Origin of the sequence: Streptomyces sp. NPDC048361, assembly GCF_040651795.1 — a bacterium.
Taxonomy (GTDB): Bacteria; Actinomycetota; Actinomycetes; order Streptomycetales; family Streptomycetaceae; genus Streptomyces.
This window is the reverse complement of record NZ_JBEZKW010000012.1, coordinates 33,620-56,364: the sequence shown is the minus strand read 5'-3', so window position 1 is coordinate 56,364 and position 22,745 is coordinate 33,620. Positions and strand designations below refer to the sequence as shown.

Here is a 22,745-nt window from a genome sequence, read left to right as displayed (position 1 = left end):
TCCTTCGTGAAGGGGAAAGGGAGAGGGACTCACGAGCCGACCTTGCGTTTGTTGTAGACGTCGAAGCCGACCGCGGCAAGCAGCACGAGCCCCTTGATGACCTGCTGGTAGTCCGTGCCGACGCCGACCAGCGACATGCCGTTGTTGAGCACGCCGAGCACCAGGCCGCCGATGACGGCACCGAACACCGTGCCGACGCCGCCGCTCATCGACGCGCCGCCGATGAACGACGCGGCGATCGCCTCCAGTTCGAAGTTGACGCCCGCGTTGGGGGTGCCCGCGTTGAGACGGGCCGCGAAGACCACACCGGCCAGCGCCGCGAGTACGCCCATGGTGACGAAGACGGAGAAGGTGACCCGCTTGTCCTTGACGCCAGACAGCTTCGCTGCCGCCTGGTTGCCGCCCAGCGCGTACACATGGCGCCCCACGACCGCGTTACGCATCACGAAGCCGAGGCAGATGAGCAGCGCGGCGAGCAGGAGCAGCACCACCGGGACGCCCCGGTAGCTGGCCAGGGTCATCGTGAAGGCGAGGACGGCGGCCACCATTGCCGCGCACTTCGCGAGGAACAGCGGCCTGGGCAGCACATCGAGCTCGTACGCCCGCTGACGCCGCCGCGACCGTACCTCCTGGACCAGGACGACGACGATGAGGGCAAGCCCCAACAGGAGTGTCGGATTGTGGTAGTTGGTGTCGGGGCCGAATGCCGGTAGGTACCCCGTGGAGATCTTCTGGAAGCCCTCGGGGAACGGGCCGAGCGAGCGCGAGCCGAGCAGGATCTGGGTGCTGCCGCGGAACAGCAGCATGCCCGCCAGAGTGACGATGAACGACGGTATCCCCACGTAGGCGATCCAGAACCCCTGCCAGGCGCCCGCGACCGCCCCGATGGCCAGCGCCACGACGAGGGCGAGCACCCAGGGCACCCGGTGCTCGACCATCATCACGGCGCACGCCGCCGACACGAAGGCCGCGAGTGAACCCACCGACAGATCGATGTGGCCGGCGATGATGACGATCATCATGCCGATCGCGAGGACCAGGATGTAGCTGTTCTGGAGCACCAGGTTGGTGACGTTGTTCGGTTTGAGCAGCACCCCGCCGGTCCAGATCTGGAACAGCACGACGATCAGGCCGAGCGCGACGAGCATCCCGTACTGGCGCAGATTGCGGCGGGCCGCGCCGAGCAGCAGCGTGGCGGGCGACGGGCGCGGTGAAACGGGCGCCGGCGGGGCGCTCCCGGGGGTGTCGGTGGTGACCGGACCCATGGCGACTACCTCTTGTTCTCGGTCATGTGGCGCATCAGCACTTCCTGGGTCGCCTCGGCCCGCGGAACCTCACCGGTGAGCCGGCCGGCCGCCATCGTGTAGATGCGGTCGCACATGCCGAGCAGTTCGGGGAGTTCCGAGGAGATGAAGACGACCGCCTTGCCTTGGGCCGCGAGCTGGTCGATGACGGTGTAGATCTCGTACTTGGCACCCACGTCGATGCCACGGGTCGGCTCGTCGAGGATCAGCACATCGGGACCGGCGAAGATCCATTTGCTGAGCACGACCTTTTGCTGGTTTCCGCCCGACAACCGGCCGACCTGCTCGAAGACGGTGGGCGCTTTGATGTTCATGGACCGGCGGTAGGACTCGGCGACCCGGCGCTCCTCGTGCTCGTCGACCACGCCACGCCGCGACACCCGGCCGAGTGCGGCCGTGCTGATGTTGCGGGCGATGGTGTCGATGAGATTGAGGCCGTACCGCTTGCGGTCCTCGGTGACATAGGCGATGCCATGGCCCACCGCCTCGGGGACGGTGCGAGTACGAATCTCACGGCCGTCCTTGCGTACGGTGCCGCTGATGTTGCGCCCGTAGGAGCGGCCGAACAGGCTCATCGCGAGCTCGGTGCGGCCGGCGCCCATCAGACCGGCGATGCCCACGATCTCACCGCGCCGCACCTGCAAGGAGACGGCGTCGACGACCTTGCGCTGCTGGTCGATGGGGTGGTGCACGGTCCAGTCGCGCACGTCGAGGGCGGGGTGCGCGTCCGGGTCACCCTCGTAGGTGGACCGCTCGGGGAAGCGGTGGTCGAGGTCGCGGCCGACCATGGCCCGGATGATCCGGTCCTCGGTGGCCGCCGGGTCCTTCACGTCGAGGGTCTTGATGGTGCGGCCGTCCCGGATGACGGTGACCGAGTCGGCGACCGCCGCGATCTCGTTGAGCTTGTGCGAGATGACGATGGACGTGATGCCCTGGCCCTTCAACTCCCGTACCAGGGACACGAGATGGGCGCTGTCCTCGTCGTTGAGCGCCGCGGTCGGCTCGTCCAGGATGAGCAGCTTCACCTCCTTGGACAGCGCCTTCGCTATCTCCACCAACTGCTGCTTGCCGACGCCGATGTCCGCGACCCGGGTCTGGGGATGCTCCTTCAGACCCACCCGCTCCAAAAGGAGTGCCGCGTGCCGGAGGGTCTCGTGCCAGCTGATGACGCCACGGGTGGCGTGCTCGTTGCCGAGGAAGATGTTCTCCGCGATCGACAGATAGGGCACCAGGGCGAGTTCCTGGTGGATGATGACGATGCCGCGCGCCTCACTGGCCCGGATGTCCTTGAAGGCGCAGGGTGCGCCCTGGAAGAGGATGTCACCCTCGTAACTGCCGTACGGATGGACCCCGCTGAGCACTTTCACCAGGGTCGACTTGCCCGCGCCGTTCTCCCCGCAGATCGCGTGCACCTCGCCATCGGCGACCGTGAGCGACACGTCCGACAGCGCCCGGACACCGGGGAACGTCTTGACGATGGAGCGCATCTCCAGGACCGGCGCTCCAGGGGCCGGCCCCTTGTGCAGCCCGTCGCTCACTTCAGGTCACTTGCCTTGATGTAGCCCGAATCCACCAGCTCGGAGCGGTAGTTGGACTTGTCGACGCTCACCGGGTCGAGCAGGAACGCCGGCACGACCTTCTTCTCGTTGTCATAGGTCTTGACGTCGTTGACCTCGGGCTTCTTGTTGTTGAGCACGGCGTCGGCCATCTGCACGGCTTGCTTCGCCAGGGCCCGGGTGTCCTTGTAGACCGTCTGCGTCTGGTCACCCGCGATGATCGACTTGACCGACGCCACCTCGGCGTCCTGGCCGGTGACGACGGGGTAGGGCTTGGCCGCCGTCCCGTAGCCCCCGGAGCGCAGCGCGGACAGGATGCCGATCGAGATCCCGTCGTACGGCGAGAGCACGGCGTCGACACGCGCCGACGAGTACGCCTTGGTGAGCAGGTCGTCCATGCGCTTCTGGGCGGTCGCGCCGTCCCAGCGCAGGGTGGTCACCTGATTGAGCCGCGTCTGACCGCTCCGGACGACGAGCTGCTTCTTGTCGAGGTAGGGCTGGAGCGTCTTGAGGGCGCCCTGGAAGAAGTAGCGCGTGTTGTTGTCGTCGGGCGACCCGGCGAACAGCTCGATGCTGAACGGGCCCTTCGCGATGCCGCCCTTGAGCCCCAACTTGTCGACGATGTACGAGGCTTGGAGCACGCCGACCTTCTCATTGTCGAAGGAGGCGTAGTAGTCGACGTTCGGCGTGCCGAGGATCAGCCGGTCGTAGGCGATGACCTTGATGTGCTGATCGGCGGCCTGCCGCAGCACATCGCTCAGGGCCCGCCCGTCGATGGCGGCGATCACCAGGACGTCGACACCCTTGGTGATCATGTTCTCGATCTGGGCCACCTGCTGGTCGACGTTGTCCTCGCCGTACTGGAGCTCGGTCTTGTAGCCGAGGGCGTGGAACTGCTTGACCATGTTGTCGCCGTCGTTGATCCAGCGCTCGGACGACTTGGTCGGCATGGCGATGCCGATGGTGGAGCCCTTGCCGCCCTTCCCGGTGTCCTTGCCGCCGCCCTCGCTGCTCTGCCCGCAGGCGGCGAGGGCGAGGACGAGGGAGCCGGCGACGAGGGCAAGAGCTGCTCTGTTCGGGCGGATGTGACGCATGGTCATCAGTCCTTCGGGTTCACGGAGAAGCGGTTGAGGGGGCCGGGCAGGCGGGAGCCGAGCGGAGACATGCCGCCGTCGGCGCCGTGCCGCGCCAGCAGATCGAGCACGAGCCGGCCCCGGCGTACGCGTTCGCGCGCGGTGTTCAGGGCGACGTCGCGCAGATGGGCGCCGTAGGGGTAGATTCCGGGCGCTTTGGAGAGCCCGAACTTGAGATACAGCGGGGCGGCGCGGCGGATCAGCTCGGCCGCCTCGTACATCCGCACATAGCCGCCGAGGTCGTCCGGAGCCTCGATGTAAAGATCGAGCGGGACTCCGGACACCCGGCGGATCTCCGTGAGGTGAGCGGCCGTCAGATCGGACGGCACGTTGACGGAGTCGGCGCCGAGCCGCTCGTACACGGTGACGGAAGCAGGGTTGACCGGGCCGATCAGAGCCGACACCTTCAGCGTGGTGCCGGCCGGCAACAGGCCGCGCTCGCGCAGCCGGTGCAGACTCCACAGCACGCCCTCATCGGCCACGAGCAGACACGACACCCCCAACTCCGTTGCGCGCAGGGCATCTTCGAGACAGCCCGCGAGCGCGTCTTGGCCCCGGGCGCGGAGTCCCGCTCCACCCGAGCCGGTCCGGGTGGAGCCACCGGTGTCCCAGGTGCCGCGTGGCCCGGTGAACAGGCAGAGCTCGATGCCGCGTGCCGCGCACGCCCCGGCCATCTCGGTGATCTCGGCGTCGGAGAGCATCCAGACGCCGCTGCCCTGGCTGACCCGGTGCACGGGCACGTCGAGCCGCGCGGACTCGTCGAGGACGACGGCGAGCGCCTCGGGGCCCTCCACGGAGGGGATTTCGGTGCGCCAGGCGCCCGCGTCGGGGAAGGTGTGCGGCGAGGCGTCGGCGGGGTTGGCGGCGGGCGCGGCCAGGCCGAGCTCCGCCAGGGCGCGCTCGCCGGGGCGGCGGGGCCCCGCCGGCGCGCGCAGGAGAGGTGAAGCGTTGTTCACGGGCGTCAATTCCTTGCGTCTGCGGAGTCGGGAGTCGGGAATCGGGGGCGTGGGAGTCAGCGGCCGGGAGTCGGAAGACGGGAGTCGGGGGGCGGGGGTCAGGGGTCAGGGGATGTTCGGTATATCGAACGTGGTTCGGATCTTGGGGTACGGGAATCCGGTTGGCGCCACGGCGCGCACCAGGGGGAACCAGGGAGTGGAAGACAAGGCCTAGGGGCGCAGCAGGACCTTCCCGGTATCGGGGGCTCCGCCGCCTACCAGGGCGAGTGCGTCGGCGAACCGCTCCAGGGGGAACTCGTGCGTGATCAGCGCGGCCGGGTCGATCTGCCCCCGGACGTACGCCCGCACGGCGAACGACCACGCCGCGGACGGGGCTCCGAAGACGCTGCGCACGGTGAGCTGGCTCAGGGAAAGGTGGACGGGGTCGATGCCGGTGGCACCGGGGGCGAACATGCCGGTGAGCACGGCCCGGCCGCCGCGCCGTGCGAGCAGGGTCGCGTCGGCCGCTGTGGCCGGCGCGCCCGCCGTCTCCACCACCAGGTCGAAGCGGCCGCGCACCTCGTGGGACAGCTCGGGGGTGCGGGCATCGGTCGCCCCCATCTGCCGTGCGGTATCGGCCCGTTGGGCTCGGGGATCGATCACGGTCAGCTCGCCGGGGGAGTAGTTGGCCAGGAGCTGGACGGCGAGCAGCCCGAGCGTTCCCGCGCCCACCACGGCGACCCGCTCGCCCGGCTCGGGCGCCCCGGCCCGTACGGCGGCCGCGGCCACCGCCGCCGGCTCCAGGAGGGCGGCGGCCGGCAGGTCCACGTCGTCCGGCAGCGGGTGCAGCAGCCGCGCGGGCACCGCCACATGGTCGGCGAAGCCACCGGGGTGGGTGAACCCGGTCTCGGCGTACGGGCCCTCGCACAGTGAGGTCTCACCGCTGCGGCACCGCTCGCACCGTGCGCAGCTGCGGAATCCTTCGGCGACCGTGCCGCGCCCGAGCAGGGCGTCGTCGACACCCGGGCCCACCGCCTCGACGATCCCGGACCACTCGTGGCCGGGCGTGAGCGGATAGCGGACGTAGCCCGGGGCGCGGCGGCCCTCGTACACCTCGCGGTCGCTCATGCAGATGCCCGCGGCCGCGACCCGCACCACCACCTCGCCCGGGCCCGGCTCGGGGCGCTCGCGGGTGACCAGGCGATGGCTGCCCGGCGCGTCGACGACGATCGAGCGGCTGTTCATTCCCCGGTCCCGGATCATTCCCGGGTCCCGGACGGAGCGCGCTTCTCCCAGCCCTCGGCCCACAGGTCGAACCGCGCCTGCTGCTGCGGGAACTCGGCCGCCGCGTCCACGTCCAGCTCCACGCCGAGACCGGGTGCGTCGGACAGCTCGAAGTAGCCGTCGACCACCTCGGGAGCGCCCTTGACCACCTTCTTGATGTCGGCGTCCGCGAAGTCGTTGAAGTGCTCCAGAATCTTGAAGTTCGGTGTGCAGCCCGCCACTTGGAGGGACGCGGCGGTGAGCACCGACCCGCCCACGTTGTGCGGCGCGACCAGCGTGTAGTGGGTCTCGGCGGTCGCGGCGAGCTTGCGGGTCTCCAGGATTCCGCCGATGTGGCCGACGTCGGGCTGGATGATGTCGGCGGTCCCCGACTCGAAGAGTTCACGGAACTCGATCCGGTCGTGGATGCGCTCACCGGTGGCGATGGGGATGTCGACCTTGGCCGCGACCCGCGCCAGCGCCTTGAGGTTCTCCGGCGGGACCGGCTCCTCCAGCCACGCGGGGTCGAACGGCGCGAGCTCGTGCGCCAGGCGCACCGCGGTGGCCGGCGAGAAGCGGCCGTGCATCTCCAGCATCAGTTCGGTGTCCGGGCCCACGGCGTCCCGTACCGCCTCGATCAACGACACGGCGTACAGCGTCTGTTGGCGGTCGAGCTCGAAGCGGCCGGTGCCGAACGGGTCGATCTTCAGGGCCCGGTACCCGCGTCTCACGACCGCGCGCGCCGCCTTGTGGTAAGCCTCGGGCGTGCGCTCGCTGGTGTACCAGCCGTTGGCGTACGCCTTGACCCGGTCGGTCACCCTGCCGCCGAGCAGCTCCCAGACCGGGACGCCCAGCGCCTTCCCCTTGATGTCCCAGCAGGCCATCTCCACGACCGCGATGCCAGACATCACGATCTCGCCGGCCCGGCCGTAGTCGCCGTACTTCATCCGCCGTACGAGGTCCTCTATCGCGAACGGGTCGGAGCCGGCGATGTGGTTGAGCTCCGCCTCCCGGAGATAGCCGAGCAGTGCGTCGGTGCGGCCGAGCATCCTGGTCTCGCCGACGCCGGTCAGGCCTTCGTCGGTGTGGACCTGGACGTAACTGAGGTTTCGCCAGGGGGTCCCGACGACATGGGTGCTGATTCCCGTGATTCGCAAGGCAGTTGCTCCCGGGGCTGCTGGCCATGACGTTCGATATTTCGTCATGCGTTCGAAATGTTGGCGTGACGGTAATGAGGCGTGCTCGGGGGTGTCAATGGGTCGCGCAGGAACAGTGCCGAGGTGGCCGTGGGGTGTTGACGGCGGGGCCGAGAAAACGCCATGCTCCCCGGCGACGACATGCGTGACCCTGTCCGAAATGCCGAACGAGAGGCGGCAGTTGAGGCAGGCGGGAGAGTGGCGGCGCGGCGCCGAGGGTGGGTGCCAGGCGTGGCGCGGCGCCGAGGGTGGGTGCCAGGCGTGGCGCGGCGCCGAGGCTGGGTGCCAGGTGTGGCGCGGGCGGCCGTCGCCGCAAGAAGGCGGTGCGGGAAGAATCCTGACTGCTCTGCGGCGAACAGGGCCGTACCCGTTTGGCGGGAATGGCGGTGTTGCCCCTGTGCCCTGCGGTGCGCGAGCGTGCTGTGTCATGGACCGTGACACCACCGCCTCCGCTTCCCCCCTCACCCTCTCCCGCCGTCAACTCCTCGCCGCCGCGGGCGCCACCGGGGCCGTCACCGCCGTCGGCGCCGTGCCCGCCCAGGCGGCCTCGCGCCCCGGTCTCGCGCTCTCCTTCACCGGCGCCACCAACGGCGCGGCGAGCCTCTCGCCCGACGGCGACCGCCTGATCGCCGAGATTCAGGACGTCCTGTGGTCGCTGCCGCGCGCCGGCGGCACGGCCGAGCCGCTCACCCCGGCCGGGCTCGAACCCACCCGGCCCGTGCACTCCCCGGACGGCACGCTCATCACGTTCTGCGCGTACCAGGGCGGCGGCTACCACATCTGGACCATGCGGCCCGACGGCTCCGACGTACGCCAACGTACCGACGGCCCCTGGGACGACCGAGGTCCGGCCTGGTCACCCGACGGCACGAGGATCGTCTTCGCATCCGAACGCGGCGGGGACCCCGCGACCGGCAGCGCCTACCGCATCCACGTACTCGACCTGCGCTCCGGTGACGTAACCCGTCTCACCGGGCTCCCCGACCAGGACGGACCGCTCCAGGACGGCGCGTGGGAGGACTTCGACCCCACCTGGTCGCCCGACGGGCGGCGGATCCTCTTCGTCCGTGCCCGGGCCGTCACCACCCCGTTCGGCCTCGGCGTGGACGCGCGGACCGTCGCCGCCGTCCCCGCCACCGGCGCGGGCGCCGTCACCGTCGAGCACACCGAGACCGAGAACGCCCAGGTCATGACGCCCACACTCGCGCCCGACGGCCGCCGCCTCGCCTATCTGCGCACCACCGCCGCCCCCGCCGCCTCCTGCGTCCTGGTCGTCGACGGCGAGGCCGTACCCGTCGCCGGTGACATCGCTCCGATGCCGCCGCGCTGGACGGCCCACGGCCAGCTGCTCCTCACCCTGAACGGCCAGTTCACGCTGGTCCGCCCGGAGCAGCCGACGCGCCCGGAGACCATCGCGTTCGAGGGAGCGCTGCCCGTCGACAGGCCGCGCTACCAGGTCAAGGCGTACGACCTGGGCGAGGAGCGGGTGCGCCCGGTGCGCGGCATCCATCTGCCCGCGCTCTCCCCTGACGGCCGCCGCATCGCGTTCGCGGCCCTCAACTCCCTCTGGGTAGCGGACACTTCGGGCGCCCGGCCGCCGCAACGGCTGCGCCGGTCGGCCGCCACCCGCTATCTGCTCGGGCCGGTCTGGTCCCGCGACGGGCGCTCCCTCGCGTACGCGGACGACCGCGACGGACTGCTCGGCGTGTACCGGCACACGCTCGCCACCGGCGACGAGAGCACGCTGGCCACCGGCGGCCGGGTGCACCCCGCGCTCTCGCCCGACGGCAAGCGGCTCGCCGCCCTCGACATGACCGGCCGGCTCATCGTGCGCGACTTGGCGAGCGGCACCGAGCGCGTCCTGGTGACGCCGCTCGGCGGCGGCGGGCTGCCGGGCCGGCCGAGCTGGTCGCCCGACGGCCGCCACCTCGCGCTGTGCGACCGCAACCGGCTCAACCTGCGCTTCCGCGAGGGCTACAACGTCATCCGGGTCGTCGACACCACCACCGGCGCCGACCGCCTGCACGCCGTCGCGCCGCACGTCTCCATCGCCGACCGTTACGACTCCGGGCCCGTCTGGTCCCCCGACGGCCGGTGGATGGCGGTCATCGTCGAATCAGCCCTGTGTCTGCTGCCCGTCGCCCCCGACGGCACCCCGCAGGGCCCGCCGCGCGCCCTCACCACCGAACCCGCCGACCACCCCTCCTGGTCCGGTGACTCCACGACCCTGCTCTACCTCTCGGGCGCCCGGCTGCGGCTCATCGGCGTCGACGGCGGCGCCGCACGCACCGTGCGCCTCGCCCTCGACCAGCGCAGGCCCGCGCCCGCCGACACCGTCGTGCACGCCGGACGGCTCTGGGACGGCACCGGGGATTCGACACGCGACGACGTCGACATCGTGGTGCGCGCCGGACGCGTGGCCTCCGTCGAACCCCACCGCAAGCGCGGCGCCCTGCGGACCGTCGACGCCTCCGAACAGACCGTCGTGCCCGGCCTGTGGGACACCCACACCCACCCGTGGCAGAGCACCTACGGTGGCCGCCAGACCGTGGGCCAGCTCACCTACGGCATCACCACCGCGGTCTCCCTCGGCGGCTTCGCCTACGAACAGGCCCGCATCCGCGAGGCTGTGGCCACCGGACAACTCGCCGGACCACGTCTGCTGACCACCGGCGAACTCCTCGACGGCTCGCGGGTCGCGTACAGCATGGGGCGTGCCCACCGCACCGAAGCGGGCCTCCGGCGGTCCCTGGAGCGTGCCGCCGCACTGGACTGGGACTTCGTCAAAACCTATGTACGGGCGCCCAGTTGGCTCATGGCGGAAGCAGCCCGGTTCGCGCACGAGCGGCTCGGAGTGCGCTCGGGCAGCCATCTGATCTCACCCGGTGTCGAGGTCGGACAGGATCTGACGACCCATCTGCTCGCCACGCAGCGCGCCGAGTTCGGCCACGCCACCTCGGCTGCCGGGCGCGCCTACGAGGACGTCGTCGAGATCTACACGGCACGCGGAGTCAACTTCGCCCTCATCATGACGCCGTTCACCTCCGCGCCCCTGCTCGGCGCCGACCCCGGGCTCGCCGACGACCCGCGGGTCACCACCGTGATGCCGCCCTGGGACACCGCGGCCGTACAGAAGTCGGCGACCACGCCGCCCACCGACGCTCAGCTGGCCACCCTTCGTACCGAGACCGACGTATACCGCCGGGTGCTCGACGGAGGCGGTCTCATCGCCCTCGGCACGGACCAGCCGCTGGTGCCTGTCGGGCTCTCCCTCCACCTCGGACTGCGCGCCCTGCACCGGGGCGGTCTCTCCCCGGCGGCGGCCCTGCGTACCGCGACCATCCATCCGGCCCGCCTCTTCGGCCTCGACAAGGACCTCGGCACGGTGGAGCCCGGCAAGCTCGCCGACCTCACCCTCGTCGACGGCGACCCGCTCGCCGACTTCGACTCCCTGGTGCGCACGACCGGAGTGCTGAGGGGCGGGGTGGCCTACACGACCGACGATCTCGTGGCGGCGTTCGAGCCGCACGAGCGTCACACGGCGGCGAAGAGCGAGGACTGGCTGGAGGTCGGCCGTCTCATGCGGCGCGACGGCTGCTGCGACGCCGGGATCTGAGCGGAAGCGGGTTGGCGAGAGAGCGGGACCTCCACGGGCGGGGCTGGCAAGGGCGGGGGCTGACAAGGGCGCGGCCGGGCCGCGAGGGTGGCCCGGCCCCCGGCCGGTCCCGGACGGCCCCGCGGGCGGTCCCGGACCGGCCCCGGACGGCCCCCCGGGCGGTCCCGGACCGGCCCCGGACGACCGGCGGTGCCCGATGGTCAGCCGAGCGCGCCGAGCCCCTTGGCCAGGTCGTCGCCGTTCATGACCGGCGCCAGGTCGATCCTGGCCCCGAACTCCTGCATGAACGGCTCGGCGATCCTCGGGATGTCGGAGGAGTCGGCCATGTCGAAGACGATGAGCGCCGTACGGCGGCCGTCGTCGGCGGTGAAGTAGGCGGCCTCCGGGCGGAGAGTCTCCATGATGGACTGCATCGACTTGCTCATCGTGCCGTCGCGGATCGCCTCGTTGGTCTTCTCGGTGTCGAGCTGTGCCTTCAGCAGTACGCGCACACCACTCACCTCTTCCCGGCCGGGCGGGTGCGCTCGACGTACCGGTGGTGCCCGGCCGTGTTCCCTTCCAGCGTCTCCCTTTTGCCCCGCTATCACAATCGGTGCCCCGATCAGCCCACCAGGACGCGCGGCCCCCGCGGGCGTCGGGCTCCAATGGACGGGTGACCGCGCCCCCCGACGACTGCCTCGCGCGCAATGACTGGATCTGCGGCGCCTATCTGTCGAGCCGCCGGCAGATCCTCTGGGACGCCGTCGTCCAGCACCTCCAGCTCACGGCGGTGTCGGTCCTGATCGGCCTCGTCATTGCCGTGCCCCTGGCCGTCGCGGCACGCCGCTGGCGATGGGCCGCTGGACCCGTCCTGGGAGTGACCACGATCCTCTACACCATCCCCTCCCTCGCCATGTTCTCGCTGCTGCTCCCGGTGTACGGGCTCTCCGCCTCCATCGTCATCGCGGGCCTGGTCCTGTACTCCCTGACGCTGCTCGTACGGAACATCCTGGCCGGCCTGCGCGCGGTCCCCGAGGACACCCGGCAGGCGGCCCGCGGCATGGGCTACGGGCCGGTACGGCTGCTGCTCGCCGTGGAGCTGCCGCTCGCCGTGCCCGCCGCGATGGCGGGGCTGCGCATCGCCACCGTCTCCGCGGTGTCCCTGGTGACGGTCGGCGCCATCGTCGGCTACGGAGGGCTCGGCAACCTGATCTACTCCGGGATGAACACCTACTTCAAGGCGCAGGTGCTCACCGCCTCCGTGCTGTGCGTGGTGATCGCCGTCGCCGCCGACCTGGTGCTGCTCGCGATCCAGCGGCTGCTGACTCCCTGGACGAGGGCGGTCCCGTCATGAAGACTCTCTCCGAGACATGGTCGTGGCTCACCTCAGCCGCGCACTGGTCGGGCGAGAACGGGATCTGGAACCGGCTCGGCCAGCACCTGTGGCTCACCGCGCTCTGTCTCGTTCTCAGTTGTCTCATCGCGCTGCCCGTCGCCCTGGTCCTCGGCCACCTCGGCAAGGGCGGGACGCTCGCCGTCAACATCTCCAACGTGGGCCGCGCCGTCCCCACCTTCGCCGTCCTCGTCCTGCTGCTGCTCACCCCGATCGGAGCGTACGGCGAGTGGCCGACCATCATCGCGCTGATCCTCTTCGCCGTACCACCGCTCCTGACCAACGCCTACGTCGGCATGCGGGAGGTCGACCGCGATGTGGTGCGCGCGGCCCGGGGAATGGGCATGACCGGCCGCCAGCTCCTGTTCCGGGTCGAGCTGCCGCTCGCCCTGCCGCTGATCCTCACCGGCGTACGCATCGCGGCCGTTCAGCTCGTGGCGACCGCCACCCTCGCGGCGCTGGCCGGCGGCGGCGGGCTCGGCCGGATCATCACCGCGGGGTTCAACCTGGCCTCGACCCCGCAAGTCGTCGCGGGCGCCGTGCTCGTGGCGGTGTTCGCGCTGGTCGTCGAGGGCATCTTCGAGGCGGTGCAGCGCTTCGCGCCGCAGTGGGCCAGGGGCGGTTTCGGGTGAGGCCGCGTCTGCTGCTCGCAGCCCTCGCCCTGACGGCGGTCACCGCCTGCTCCACCGGCCCGAGCCTGGAGAAACAGGGCTCGGTCACGGCGCCGCCCGGCGACAGCAAACACCTGACGATCGGCTCCGCCGGCTTCACCGAGAGCGACCTGCTGGCGCAGATGTACGCCCTGCTCCTCGGCAAGGCCGGCTACCGCACGAAGATCCTCTCGGTCACCAACCGGGAGATCTACGAACCCGCCCTGGAGAGCGGCCAGATCGACGTGGTCGCCGAGTACGCGGCCACCTTCGCGGACTGGCTCAACGCCAAGGCCCACGGAGCCGACGCCAAGCCCGTCGGCTCACCCGACCTGACCCGCACCATGACGGCCCTGCGCGCCCTGGCCACGCCGCGCGGCCTGACCGTCCTCGACCCGGGCAGGGCGGTGGACCAGAACGCCTTCGCGGTCGCCCAGTCCTACGCCCGTCAGCACCGGCTCACAACGCTCAGCGACCTCGGCGCGTCGAAGCTTCCGGTACGGCTCGCGGCGGGCGACGAATGCGTCCAACGGCCCTACTGCGAGCCGGGGTTGAAGAAGACCTACGGCATCGACATCACCGCGGTCGACCCCAAGGGCGTCGGAACCACCCAGTCCAAGCAGGCCGTCCAGAGCGGTCAGGACCAGATGGTCCTGACCACCACGACGGACGCCACACTCGGCGCCTTCGGTCTGGTGCTGCTCGCCGACGACAAGCACCTGCAGAACGCCGACTACATCGTGCCGGTGGTGAACCGCTCACGGGCGGGCAGCAAGGGCGTGACCGGCGCCCTGGACCAGCTCAACACCGTGCTCACCACGGCCGACCTCGCCTCCCTCAACGAACAGGTCGACAGCTGGCGCCAGCTGCCGCAGGACGTGGCGAGGAACTACCTCACGTCCAAACACCTGATCTGATGGCGACCGCTCCGACAGCGGCTGAAAGCGTCAACACCCCTACTGCTTCAAGAAGTTGAGCACCCCTTGTGCGGTGGGGGCGTCCGTCAGCAGGTCGTTGTGGGCCAGGCAGCCGGCGTCGGTGTTCACGGCTCCGGACAGCGGCACACTGCTGTTGGGCAGGATGAAGCCGTCGCAGTCCGACCAGAACGTGGCGTACTTCGTGGCCCCCGGGGTCTCGTCGCCGCTCGCCAGCTGGCTCTCCACGTACGAGTTCGGGGTCATGTCCCGGCACCCCTGGTCCCAGATCGCACACGCCCAAGCGAGGCTCGTGCCGTGGTTGGGACCGCCGAGCGAGACCAGGTGCCGCACCACGTCGGAGCCGCCGCCGAACTTCGCATACCAACGGGTGGGGAGGCTGCCCTGGCTGTGCGCGACGATGTCCACCTGCGCCGAGCCGGTCTGGGCGCGCACCGAGTCGATGTAGGCGGCGAGTTGACCGGCAAGGACCTCGTTGGTCGACTGGCTGGAGTCGTAGCCCCAGGCGAAGACGTCGCCCGCCGGGTAACCCGCCTGCTCGAACCGGTCCTTCATGGTGCCCCACACGCCGGGGTCGGCGTTGCGGCCGTGCACGAACACGACGGGAACGGGGGTGGGGGCGGGGGCAGCGTCGGCGGCGGGGGCGAGGGCGATCGTGCCGGCGAGCAGAGCGAGCGCGGCGGCGGCGGTTGCGAGGCGCATGGCGGCTCCAGCGGGGATGGGTGCGGGGCCCCTGGCGGGGCTACCGGATGGTAACCGCGCGCTCCGTGGAACGTAAGAGGCGTGCGGATGCAACTCCCTCTGGATGGAGTCATGGTGACGGTCCCCGCGCCGGCCGGGCTATGAGTCATGGTGACGGTCCCCGCGCCGGCCGGGCTATGGAGTCATGGTGACGGTCCCCGCGCCGGCCGGGCTATGGAGTCATGGTGACGGTCCCAGGGCCCGCCGGGCTGCGGACTTCCCGCACGTGGGACCTACGCGTCGGCCACCGAGTCGAAGTCGACCTCCGTGCGGTCCACGCCCAGTGCGTCCGCGTCCACCGAGCGCCGCAGCGCCTCGTGCAGCTTCGCGGGGGTCAGGACGCCCACGAAGCGCGCCCCGTCCACCACGGCGACCCACCCCGCGTCGTACTGGAGCATCTCGCTGAACGCCTGCTTGAGCGGGGCCCCGACGGGGACCCACGCCTCCATGCGCCGGGCCAGATCGGCCACCGAACCCGACCCCGCGAGCGAGAGCTCCTCCGCCGCGACCCAGCCGTGCAGTTCGCCCCCTTCGTTGAGCACCACCGCCCAGCGCGCCTCCTCGCCGCGCAGCCGGGCCGCCGCCGCCTCGGCGGGCTCGTCGAGGCGTACCACCGGCGGCTGCTCCAGGTCGTCGGGCTCCACCGTCGTGACCGACAGCCGCTTCAACCCCCGGTCGGCGCCCACGAATTGGGCCACGTACGAGGTGGCGGGCGCACCCAGGACCGATGCCGGGGTGTCGAACTGCTCGACGCGCCCCGACCCGTACACCGCCATCCGGTCGCCCATCCGCACCGCTTCCTCGATGTCGTGGGTGACCAGGAGCACCGTCTTGCGCACCGTCGCCTGGAGGCTGAGGAACTCGTTCTGGAGGCGCTCGCGCACGACGGGGTCGACCGCGCCGAACGGCTCGTCCATCAACAGGACCGGCGGGTCGGCGGCCAACGCCCGCGCCACACCCACCCGTTGGCGCTGGCCGCCCGAGAGCTGCGCCGGATAGCGCGGCCCGTACGTCGACGGATCGAGCCCGACGAGATCGAGCAGCTCCGCCGCGCGCGCCCTGGCCTTCTCCCGTTTCCAGCCGACCAGCGCGGGCACGGTCGCCGTGTTGTCGAGGACGGTGCGATGCGGAAAGAGCCCGACCTGCTGGATCACGTAACCGATCCGGCGGCGCAGCTTCACCGGGTCGAGCGTGGCGATGTCCTCGCCGTCGACGAGGATGCGTCCCGAGGTGGGCTCGATGAGCCGGTTCACCATCATCATCGTGGTCGTCTTGCCGCAGCCGGACGGGCCGACGAGGGTGACCAGTTCGCCCTCCGCCACCTCGAACGACAGGTCGTCGACGGCGCGGGTGCCGTCCGGGTACACCTTGCTGACCTGCTCGAACCGGATCATGGATCCACGCTAGGAGCCCTGGGCCCCGCCCGCACTCGGGCCGGGCCGGGGGAGTGGGCCCGGACGCCTCAGGGAGCGCCGGGCAGCAGCACCCGGAACACGGCGCCCTCGCCCGGCGCGGTCTCCAGCTCCACCCGGCCCGTGTGGGCCTGGACCAGGGCCGACGCGATGGCCAGGCCGAGGCCCGCGCCGCCGCCGGTCTGCCGGCTGCGGGAGGCGTCCACGCGGTAGAACCGCTCGAAGACGCGGGCCGCCTGCTCGGGGGCGATTCCGGGGCCCGCGTCGGCGACCTCGATGACGCCGTGCCCGTCGCGGGCGCCCACCCCGATGCGTACGGGGGAGCCCGACGGGGTGTGGGCGACGGCGTTGCCGACGAGGTTGGCGACGACCTGCCGCAGCCGCGCCTCGTCGCCGAGGACCGGGGCCGGCCCGGGCGGGCCTTCGCCGCCGGGACCGGTGAGCGTCACCTCGCGCGCCGGGTCCAGGGCACGCGTGTCGTGCAGGGCGTCCACCGCGAGGGTGCGCAGATCCATCGGTGCGAGCTGCAGTGGGCGCTGCTCGTCCATGCGGACCAGGGTGAGCAGATCCTCCACCAGACCGCCCAGACGCACCGCCTCGCTCTCGATGCGGGCCATCGTGCGCTTCACATCGGCCTCGTCGGGAAGCGCGCCCATCCGGTACAGCTCGGCGAAGCCCCGGATGCCGGCGAGCGGCGTGCGCAGTTCGTGGCTGGCGTCCGCGACGAAGCGCCGCATCTGTTCCTCCGACTCGGCGCGCGCCGCGAACGCCGATTCGAGCTGCGCGAGCATCCCGTTGAGCGCGCTGGTGAGCCGGCCCGCCTCCGTACGCGGCGAGGCGTCCGGCATGCGGTGCGAGAGCGGGCGGCCCGCGGCGATCTCCGCCGCGGTCGCCTCGATGCGGCGCAGTGGTCGCAGCCCCGCCCGGACCGCGAACCAGCCCGCCACGCCGAGCAGCAGCGCCACGACCACGCCGATGATCTGGAACGCCGTGGCGAGGTGGTCGACCGTGGAGGAGACCTCCTCCAGAGGCGCGGCCACCACCACCCCGGCGGGCAGCCCCGGGTCACCGTTGTCCACCGGCACGATCAGCATCCGCCAGCTGCCGCCGCCGTGATCGCTCGGCACCTCGAACGGCTTGCCCAGGTGGGCCCGGAGCGAGGCCGCGTCCATCGTCGGCCAGGTCGGCCGCGGGTCGCCGGCCGCGACGGGCTGGCGGAACTGCTCGGTGACCTTCCCGTCGTCGGCGGCGAAGGCGATCACGTACTGGCTGGGGAGCCAGGCCCGGCCGCCCCCCGTACGGCCGGGCCTGGGTGTGGGGGTGCCCTCGACGCCGACGCGGTGGGCGACGGAGTCGCCGAACCGGTTCAGCTGCTGGTCCACCCGCTGGACCAGCTGGGCACGTACCGAACTGAGCACCACGGTGTCGCTCACCGTGAGACCGAGCGCCACCAGCGCCATGGCGAGCAGCACGAGCCGGGAGCGCAGCGACAGGGCGGAGAAGCGGCGCGGCAGCCGCCCCAGCCGCGCCCGCAGATATCTCGGCATCGCCCGGGGCATCTCAGGACTGCGGGCGGCGCAGCACATAGCCGATGCCGCGCACGGTGTGGATGAGCTTGGGCGCGCCGTCCGCCCCGGAGTCCACCTTGCGGCGCACATAGGAGATGTACGACTCGACGATGCTGAGGTCGCCGCCGAAGTCGTACGCCCACACATGGTCGAGGATCTGCGGCTTGGACACGACGCGGTCGGCGTTGGCCATCAGATAGGCGAGCAGCTTGAACTCGGTGGGGGAGAGCGAGACCGGCCGGCCGGCCCGCAGCACCTGGTGGCCCACCGGGTCGAGTTCGAGATCGCCCGCCACGAGCCGGCCCTCGCCGCTCGGGCCGCCGGTGCGGCGCAGGATCGCGCGGATCCGGGCGATCAGCTCCTCCAGGCTGAAGGGTTTGGTGACGTAGTCGTCGCCGCCCGCCGTCAACCCGTTGATCTTGTCGTCGACGCCGTCCTTGGCGGTGAGGAAGAGCACCGGAAGATGGTCCGGGCCCGCCCCGCCGCCGGCCTCCTCGCGCAGCCTGCGCACCACCGCGAAGCCCGTCATGTCGGGCAGCATCACATCGAGCACCACCAGGTCGGGGCGCTCCTTGGCGACGGCGGCCAGCGCGTCGGCGCCGGTCGCCGCCGAGACGACCTTGAAGCCGACGAAGCGCAGCGAGGCCGACAGCAGTTCCCTGATGTTGGGCTCGTCGTCGACGACCAGCAAGCTCGCCTCGGGGGCGGCCGTGTCCGTCGGGGCCATCGGGTTCCTCCTCGTGGCGGCGTGGGCGGTGGGCGCGGTCAGCCCCGGCCCCCGCCGAAGCCGCTCGCGCCGCCTTGGGTGACGGTGGTCGCCGCGACATCTCCCGAAGCATTCTGGCTGCCGCGGACGGTGACCGTCTGACCGGGCTGGAGGTCGGACACCTTGCCGCTCTTGGACTCGGTGACCTGGGTGCTGCCCGCCGTGGTGACCTTGACGACGTTGCCCTGGGTGTCGGTGACGTAGATCGTGCTGCCGTCGACGAGCTTCACCGTACCGATGGTCAGACCGCCCGCCGTGCCCGCCCCCGCGGCGCTGCCCTGGCGCTGGCCGCTCTGGCCGCCCTGCCCGGCGGCGAAGCCGCGCTGGCCGGTCCCGGCGATGGCCGAGCGGCCGGCCGCCGCCGGGGTGCGCTGCGTACCGGACGAGCCCTGGTCCTGGCTCTTCTCCACCAGGGCGCCGCCCGCGAAGGCCACCCCCGCGACCAGGCCGCCGGAGAGCAGCAGCGTCAGCCAGGGCAGGCGCGGCCGGGGCGGCGCACTGAGCTCGGCCGAGATGTCCCGGGTGTCGGGCGGTTCGGCGAGGATGTCCTCCGGGCTTGCTGCCGCCGTGGGGCGGGCGCTCTCCACAATCTCGGCGTTGCCGAACATGTCCTCTCCCTGTTCGTACATGGGGTTCATTCGTGACGCAGCGCTTCGATCGGGCGCAGACTCGCGGCGCGGTTGGCGGGGTAGCCGCCGAAGAACAGACCGATCGCCACGGCGATGGCGAACGCGCCGACGACGGATTCGGGGATGATCACCGGTTTGATGCCGGCGATGGTGAAGTGCGAGCCGATCAGGCCCGCCGCGACCCCGAGCCCTCCGCCGATCAGCGAGAGGAGTGTCGACTCGGCGAGGAACTGCCCGAGGATGACGCCGCGCGGCGCTCCGATCGCCTTGCGGATGCCGATCTCACGGGTCCGTTCGGTGACCGTCACCAGCATGATGTTGGTGATGCCGATCCCGCCGACGAGCAGGGAGATCGCCGCCACCGCGCCGAGCAGCACCGTGAACGTCTTGTTGGTGTCGGCCTGTGTGGTGAGCAGGGAGGCCTGGCTGCTGACCCGGAAGTCCAGCGCGCTCGGGTCCTTGATGCCGTGCCGGCCCATCAGGACGGTGGTGATCTCGCTCTGTGCCGCCGTGGTCGCGTCGGCCGACTTGGCCTCGACGAGGATCTGGCCGAGGGAGCCGAAGCCGGTGAATGCGTTCTGCACGGTCGGCAGCGGCGCCACCACCACGTCGTCCGGGTCCTGGAATCCGGTGCCGCCCTTGGTGGCGAGGACGCCGACCACCGTGAACGGTGTACCGCCGAGCGTCATCTTCTTGCCGACCGGGTCGGTGGTGCCGAACACATCGGTCGCCGTGGTGGAGCCGATCACGGCCACCTTGCGCGAGCCGAGCACGTCGTCGGAGCTGAAGTAGTCGCCCTTGGTCACCTTGCTGTTGGACGCCTTGAAGTACGCCGGGTAGGTGCCGACGACCTGGCTGACGGTGTGGGAGGTTCCGTCGTACAGGGCGGTCTGGGAGGTGGTGGTCTCCGGGGCGACCGACTCGATGTGCGGGGCGGACGCCGGGTCGGCGAGCGCCCTGGCGTCGTCCACGGTCAGCGGCTTGGTGACGGTGGCCGAACGGGACCCGCCGAAGCCGCCGCCCGACGACACGGTGAGCGCGTTGGTGCCGAGCTTCTCGATCGAGTCCTTCACGGACTGCGAGGAACCGTTGCCCACCGCGAGCAGCACGATGACCGCGGCCACGCCGATCAGCACCCCGAGCATGGTCAGGGCGGAGCGCACCTTGTTCGCCGCGAGCCCGCCGAAGGCGAAGCGCAGCGTCTCGAACGGGTTCACCGGCCGCCTCCGACCAGCGAGCCGGCCGCGCGCAGGGCGGGCGGCGGACCATCGACGCGGGCCTGCCGCACGTCCTCGACGATCCTGCCGTCGACGAGCCGCACGACCCGCTTGGCGTGCCGGGCCACCTCGTCCTCGTGCGTGATCAGAACGATGGTTCGTCCCGCCGCGTTCAACCGGTCGACGACGGCGAGCACCTCCTCGGTGCTGTGGCTGTCGAGGTTGCCGGTCGGCTCGTCCGCGAGCAGCATCGCGGGCGCGGTGACCAGGGCGCGGGCGACGGCGACCCGCTGCTGCTGACCACCCGACAGTTCATTGGGACGGTGGTCCATCCGGTCGGCGAGCCCGACCAGGGTGAGCGCGGCCTCGGCGCGTCTGCGCCGCTCGGCCGGCTTCACACCCGCGTACGCGAGCGGCAGCTCGACCTGGGCGAGCGCGGGGGTGCGCGGCACCAGGTTGAACGACTGGAACACGAAGCCGATCTTCCGGTTGCGCACCAGCGAGAGCTGGCGCTCATCGAGCCCGCCGACGTGGATGCCGTCCAGGAGATATCGCCCGGAGGTCGGCACGTCGAGGCAGCCCAGGATGTTCATCAGGGTCGACTTGCCCGAGCCGGAACTCCCCATCACGGCGACGAAGTCACCCTGCTCGACGACGAGTTCGACCCCGAGGGCGTGCCCGCTCACCGGATCGACCGGTCCGCTCAGCGCGTGCACGGCCGCGTCACCGTGACCGTACGTCTTGATCAGCGAGCGCACCTCGATCACCGGCGCCGGTGCCCAGGGACCGGCGTCCGTGGTCTCGGGGGCCTCGGGCAGCGCCGTGGTCCTGAGCGGCCACAGAGGCGCGCGCATCCGCGGCCACAGGGACGGCGTCATCCGCGGCCACCCCCGCCGCCACCGCTCGCACGGAAGCCGCCACCGCCGCCACCGGCGCCGCCCCCGCTACCGGCGCCACGGGTGCGTGCGCCCCCGCCGCTGAGACCACCGGGGAAGGAGCCGCTGGGGAATCCGCCGCTGCCCGTCGCGGACACCGCGGCCAGCTGGATCTTCTCGCCCTCGCTCAGACCGCTGAGGATCTGGTCGGAGCTGTCGCCCTCAAGGCCCACCGTGACCGGGGTCCGCTCCGTGGTGCCGTCCGCCTTGACCACCGTCACGGTGCGGTTGGCGCCGGTGCCGCTGACCGCGGCGGTCGGCACCGACAGGGCGCCGGACGCCTCGCCCGTGACGACCTGGATGCTCGCGCTGAGCCCGGTCCGCAGGTCCGTGGTGGGACTGGTGATGGCCAGGGTGGCGGCGTACTGCACCGCGCTGCCCGAGCTGCTGTTGCCGCCCCCGCCGGACCCGGAGCCGCTGCTGACGGGCAGCGAACTGACCGAGAGGACCTTGGCGTTGAGGGTGTGGTCCGATTCCGCGTTGAGCGTGACCGTGGCGGCCTGGCCCGGCTTCAGCTTGAGCGCGTCGGCCTCGGAGAAGTTGGCACTGACCTGCATGCCGGACGGATTGGTGAGGACGACGAAGCCGGAAAGCGACGACGAGGACGAGGACGATGAACTACTGCTGCCTGAGCCGGAGTTGGAGCCGCCCGAGGTGCTTCCGCTGCCCCCGCTGCTGGTGTTGCCGCCGGTCCCGGAGACGGTGTCACCCTTCTTCGCGGACACCGAGGCCACGGTGCCGGAGACCGGAGCCCGCAGGGTGGTGCCGTCCACCGCGCGCTGCGCCGCGTCCACCGCGTTCTGCGCCTGGGTCAGCTGCGCCTCGGCCTGGGCGAGCTGGGCGGGGTCGACCGTCGGCGACGCTGCGGGCGCGGGCGCGGTGTTGGCCGTGCCGCGCGCCGACGAACCGTTGCCCGAACCGGTGGCGGTACTCGAACTCGCCTGCCCCTCCTGCACCTTGGTGAGGTTGGCCTGCGCGGCGGTCAGGGACGCCTCGTCCTGAGCGAGGGTCTCCCTTGCGGCGGTGGCATCCACCTTGCCGAGCACCTGGCCCGCGGTGACCTTGTCACCCGGCTTCACGTCGACCTGGGTGAGCTTGCCGCCGGTGGTGAAGTTCACCCCTGCGTCGCTCGGCGAGGCGAGGGATCCCGAGCCGGACACGGTGGCGAGGACCGTACCCTTCGTGACCGCCACGCTCTTCGCGTCGCTCCGTGCGGGAGCGCTGTCGTGGCTGGTCACCGCCGCGTAGGCGCCGCCGGCACCCGCGAGGACGGCCACACCGAGCACCGAGTTGATCAGGACGGCTTTGCGCCGTCGTGGGAGCACCTTCATGGGGCCGGATCCTGGCCGCCCGCACTTTGGAACGCCTGGGAGCTTTCTGGGAGTTCCCTGGGAGCACCAGGACCCGCGAATCTTCGCATGGGGGGAGGAAGCGTACGGAACGCACCGTGCCCCGTGGCGTGTGGGCCCCGCGTGGGCCGGGGCGTCCAGGAAACTCCCAGTCCTTCCCCCGGCGGC

19 protein-coding genes are annotated in these 22,745 nt (G+C 71.4%); 4 read left to right on the top strand and 15 right to left on the bottom strand.

Annotated features, from left to right (window positions below):
- Nucleotides 1–29: 29 nt before the first annotated feature.
- From mmsB to AB0D31_RS09365, 6 genes are all read right to left on the bottom strand, one after another.
- Nucleotides 30–1,265: a multiple monosaccharide ABC transporter permease gene (gene mmsB / locus AB0D31_RS09390; RefSeq protein ID WP_362719300.1), complete on the bottom strand. Its 1,236-nt coding sequence runs from the start codon at nt 1,263–1,265 to the stop codon at nt 30–32.
- 5 nt (nt 1,266–1,270) lie between these two features.
- Nucleotides 1,271–2,791 carry a multiple monosaccharide ABC transporter ATP-binding protein gene (mmsA, locus tag AB0D31_RS09385; protein WP_362719501.1) on the bottom strand — a complete coding sequence of 507 codons (1,521 nt, stop codon included), beginning with the start codon at nt 2,789–2,791 and terminating at the stop codon, nt 1,271–1,273.
- 47 nt (nt 2,792–2,838) lie between these two features.
- Nucleotides 2,839–3,954 carry a multiple monosaccharide ABC transporter substrate-binding protein gene (gene chvE / locus AB0D31_RS09380; protein WP_362719297.1) on the bottom strand — a complete coding sequence of 372 codons (1,116 nt, stop codon included), beginning with the start codon at nt 3,952–3,954 and terminating at the stop codon, nt 2,839–2,841.
- 5 nt (nt 3,955–3,959) lie between these two features.
- Entirely contained in the window at nt 3,960–4,949 is a 990-nt protein-coding gene (locus AB0D31_RS09375; protein WP_362719294.1) for a hypothetical protein, read from the bottom strand.
- A gap of 210 nt (nt 4,950–5,159) precedes the next feature.
- Nucleotides 5,160–6,173 carry an alcohol dehydrogenase catalytic domain-containing protein gene (locus AB0D31_RS09370; RefSeq protein ID WP_362719292.1) on the bottom strand — a complete coding sequence of 338 codons (1,014 nt, stop codon included), beginning with the start codon at nt 6,171–6,173 and terminating at the stop codon, nt 5,160–5,162.
- 14 nt (nt 6,174–6,187) lie between these two features.
- Nucleotides 6,188–7,348, bottom strand: a complete 1,161-nt coding sequence (locus AB0D31_RS09365; protein WP_362719289.1) for a mandelate racemase/muconate lactonizing enzyme family protein — start codon at nt 7,346–7,348, stop codon at nt 6,188–6,190.
- A gap of 466 nt (nt 7,349–7,814) precedes the next feature.
- Between AB0D31_RS09365 and AB0D31_RS09360 the strand changes: the two genes are divergently transcribed.
- Nucleotides 7,815–11,003, top strand: a complete 3,189-nt coding sequence (locus AB0D31_RS09360) for an amidohydrolase family protein (RefSeq protein ID WP_362719286.1) — start codon at nt 7,815–7,817, stop codon at nt 11,001–11,003.
- Nucleotides 11,004–11,203: 200 nt separating this feature from the next.
- On the opposite strand, the gene AB0D31_RS09355 is transcribed toward AB0D31_RS09360, so the two are convergent.
- Complete coding sequence (locus AB0D31_RS09355; protein ID WP_362719283.1) at nt 11,204–11,494, bottom strand: hypothetical protein; 291 nt, start codon at nt 11,492–11,494, stop codon at nt 11,204–11,206.
- A gap of 161 nt (nt 11,495–11,655) precedes the next feature.
- Here AB0D31_RS09355 and AB0D31_RS09350 point away from each other — a divergent pair, with 161 nt between their 5' ends.
- The 3 genes from AB0D31_RS09350 to AB0D31_RS09340 are packed head-to-tail and all read left to right on the top strand — an operon-like array spanning nt 11,656 to nt 13,942.
- Nucleotides 11,656–12,336: an ABC transporter permease gene (locus AB0D31_RS09350; protein WP_362719280.1), complete on the top strand. Its 681-nt coding sequence runs from the start codon at nt 11,656–11,658 to the stop codon at nt 12,334–12,336.
- Nucleotides 12,333–13,007, top strand: coding sequence for an ABC transporter permease (locus tag AB0D31_RS09345; RefSeq protein WP_362719278.1), 675 nt, complete (start codon nt 12,333–12,335; stop codon nt 13,005–13,007). Before AB0D31_RS09350 ends, AB0D31_RS09345 begins: the two co-directional genes overlap by 4 nt.
- Nucleotides 13,004–13,942, top strand: a complete 939-nt coding sequence (locus AB0D31_RS09340) for an ABC transporter substrate-binding protein (protein ID WP_362719275.1) — start codon at nt 13,004–13,006, stop codon at nt 13,940–13,942. Before AB0D31_RS09345 ends, AB0D31_RS09340 begins: the two co-directional genes overlap by 4 nt.
- A 39-nt stretch (nt 13,943–13,981) precedes the next feature.
- On the opposite strand, the gene AB0D31_RS09335 is transcribed toward AB0D31_RS09340, so the two are convergent.
- The 8 genes from AB0D31_RS09335 to AB0D31_RS09300 form a co-directional block, all read right to left on the bottom strand.
- A complete protein-coding gene (locus tag AB0D31_RS09335) occupies nt 13,982–14,662 on the bottom strand; it encodes an alpha/beta fold hydrolase (RefSeq protein WP_362719272.1) in 681 nt (226 codons plus the stop codon).
- Between the two features lie 272 nt (nt 14,663–14,934).
- Nucleotides 14,935–16,095: a betaine/proline/choline family ABC transporter ATP-binding protein gene (locus tag AB0D31_RS09330; protein ID WP_362719270.1), complete on the bottom strand. Its 1,161-nt coding sequence runs from the start codon at nt 16,093–16,095 to the stop codon at nt 14,935–14,937.
- Between the two features lie 68 nt (nt 16,096–16,163).
- On the bottom strand, nt 16,164–17,660 hold the full coding sequence (locus AB0D31_RS09325; protein ID WP_362719267.1) for a HAMP domain-containing sensor histidine kinase: 1,497 nt from the start codon (nt 17,658–17,660) through the stop codon (nt 16,164–16,166).
- Nucleotides 17,661–17,673: 13 nt separating this feature from the next.
- Nucleotides 17,674–18,408: a response regulator transcription factor gene (locus AB0D31_RS09320; protein WP_362719264.1), complete on the bottom strand. Its 735-nt coding sequence runs from the start codon at nt 18,406–18,408 to the stop codon at nt 17,674–17,676.
- 38 nt (nt 18,409–18,446) lie between these two features.
- Entirely contained in the window at nt 18,447–19,076 is a 630-nt protein-coding gene (locus tag AB0D31_RS09315) for a DUF5666 domain-containing protein (protein WP_362719262.1), read from the bottom strand.
- A gap of 5 nt (nt 19,077–19,081) precedes the next feature.
- On the bottom strand, nt 19,082–20,293 hold the full coding sequence (locus AB0D31_RS09310; RefSeq protein WP_362719260.1) for an ABC transporter permease: 1,212 nt from the start codon (nt 20,291–20,293) through the stop codon (nt 19,082–19,084).
- On the bottom strand, nt 20,290–21,171 hold the full coding sequence (locus AB0D31_RS09305; RefSeq protein WP_362719257.1) for an ABC transporter ATP-binding protein: 882 nt from the start codon (nt 21,169–21,171) through the stop codon (nt 20,290–20,292). Before AB0D31_RS09305 ends, AB0D31_RS09310 begins: the two co-directional genes overlap by 4 nt.
- Complete coding sequence (locus tag AB0D31_RS09300) at nt 21,168–22,559, bottom strand: HlyD family efflux transporter periplasmic adaptor subunit (RefSeq protein WP_362719255.1); 1,392 nt, start codon at nt 22,557–22,559, stop codon at nt 21,168–21,170. The genes AB0D31_RS09305 and AB0D31_RS09300 overlap by 4 nt, the downstream gene beginning before the upstream one ends.
- Nucleotides 22,560–22,745: the final 186 nt, after the last annotated feature.

Bases quoted from the DNA above. Each gene is read 5' to 3' on its own strand.
- AB0D31_RS09335 (WP_362719272.1), bottom strand. From the start codon at position 14,662: ATGCGCCTCGCAACCGCCGCCGCCGCGCTCGCTCTGCTCGCCGGCACG.
- AB0D31_RS09330 (WP_362719270.1), bottom strand. From the start codon at position 16,095: ATGATCCGGTTCGAGCAGGTCAGCAAGGTGTACCCGGACGGCACCCGC.
- AB0D31_RS09315 (WP_362719262.1), bottom strand. From the start codon at position 19,076: ATGTACGAACAGGGAGAGGACATGTTCGGCAACGCCGAGATTGTGGAG.
- AB0D31_RS09320 (WP_362719264.1), bottom strand. From the start codon at position 18,408: ATGGCCCCGACGGACACGGCCGCCCCCGAGGCGAGCTTGCTGGTCGTC.
- AB0D31_RS09360 (WP_362719286.1), top strand. From the start codon at position 7,815: ATGGACCGTGACACCACCGCCTCCGCTTCCCCCCTCACCCTCTCCCGC.
- AB0D31_RS09305 (WP_362719257.1), bottom strand. From the start codon at position 21,171: ATGACGCCGTCCCTGTGGCCGCGGATGCGCGCGCCTCTGTGGCCGCTC.
- AB0D31_RS09345 (WP_362719278.1), top strand. From the start codon at position 12,333: ATGAAGACTCTCTCCGAGACATGGTCGTGGCTCACCTCAGCCGCGCAC.
- mmsA (WP_362719501.1), bottom strand. From the start codon at position 2,791: ATGCGCTCCATCGTCAAGACGTTCCCCGGTGTCCGGGCGCTGTCGGAC.
- AB0D31_RS09325 (WP_362719267.1), bottom strand. From the start codon at position 17,660: ATGCCGAGATATCTGCGGGCGCGGCTGGGGCGGCTGCCGCGCCGCTTC.
- mmsB (WP_362719300.1), bottom strand. From the start codon at position 1,265: ATGGGTCCGGTCACCACCGACACCCCCGGGAGCGCCCCGCCGGCGCCC.
- AB0D31_RS09300 (WP_362719255.1), bottom strand. From the start codon at position 22,559: ATGAAGGTGCTCCCACGACGGCGCAAAGCCGTCCTGATCAACTCGGTG.
- chvE (WP_362719297.1), bottom strand. From the start codon at position 3,954: ATGCGTCACATCCGCCCGAACAGAGCAGCTCTTGCCCTCGTCGCCGGC.
- AB0D31_RS09370 (WP_362719292.1), bottom strand. From the start codon at position 6,173: ATGAACAGCCGCTCGATCGTCGTCGACGCGCCGGGCAGCCATCGCCTG.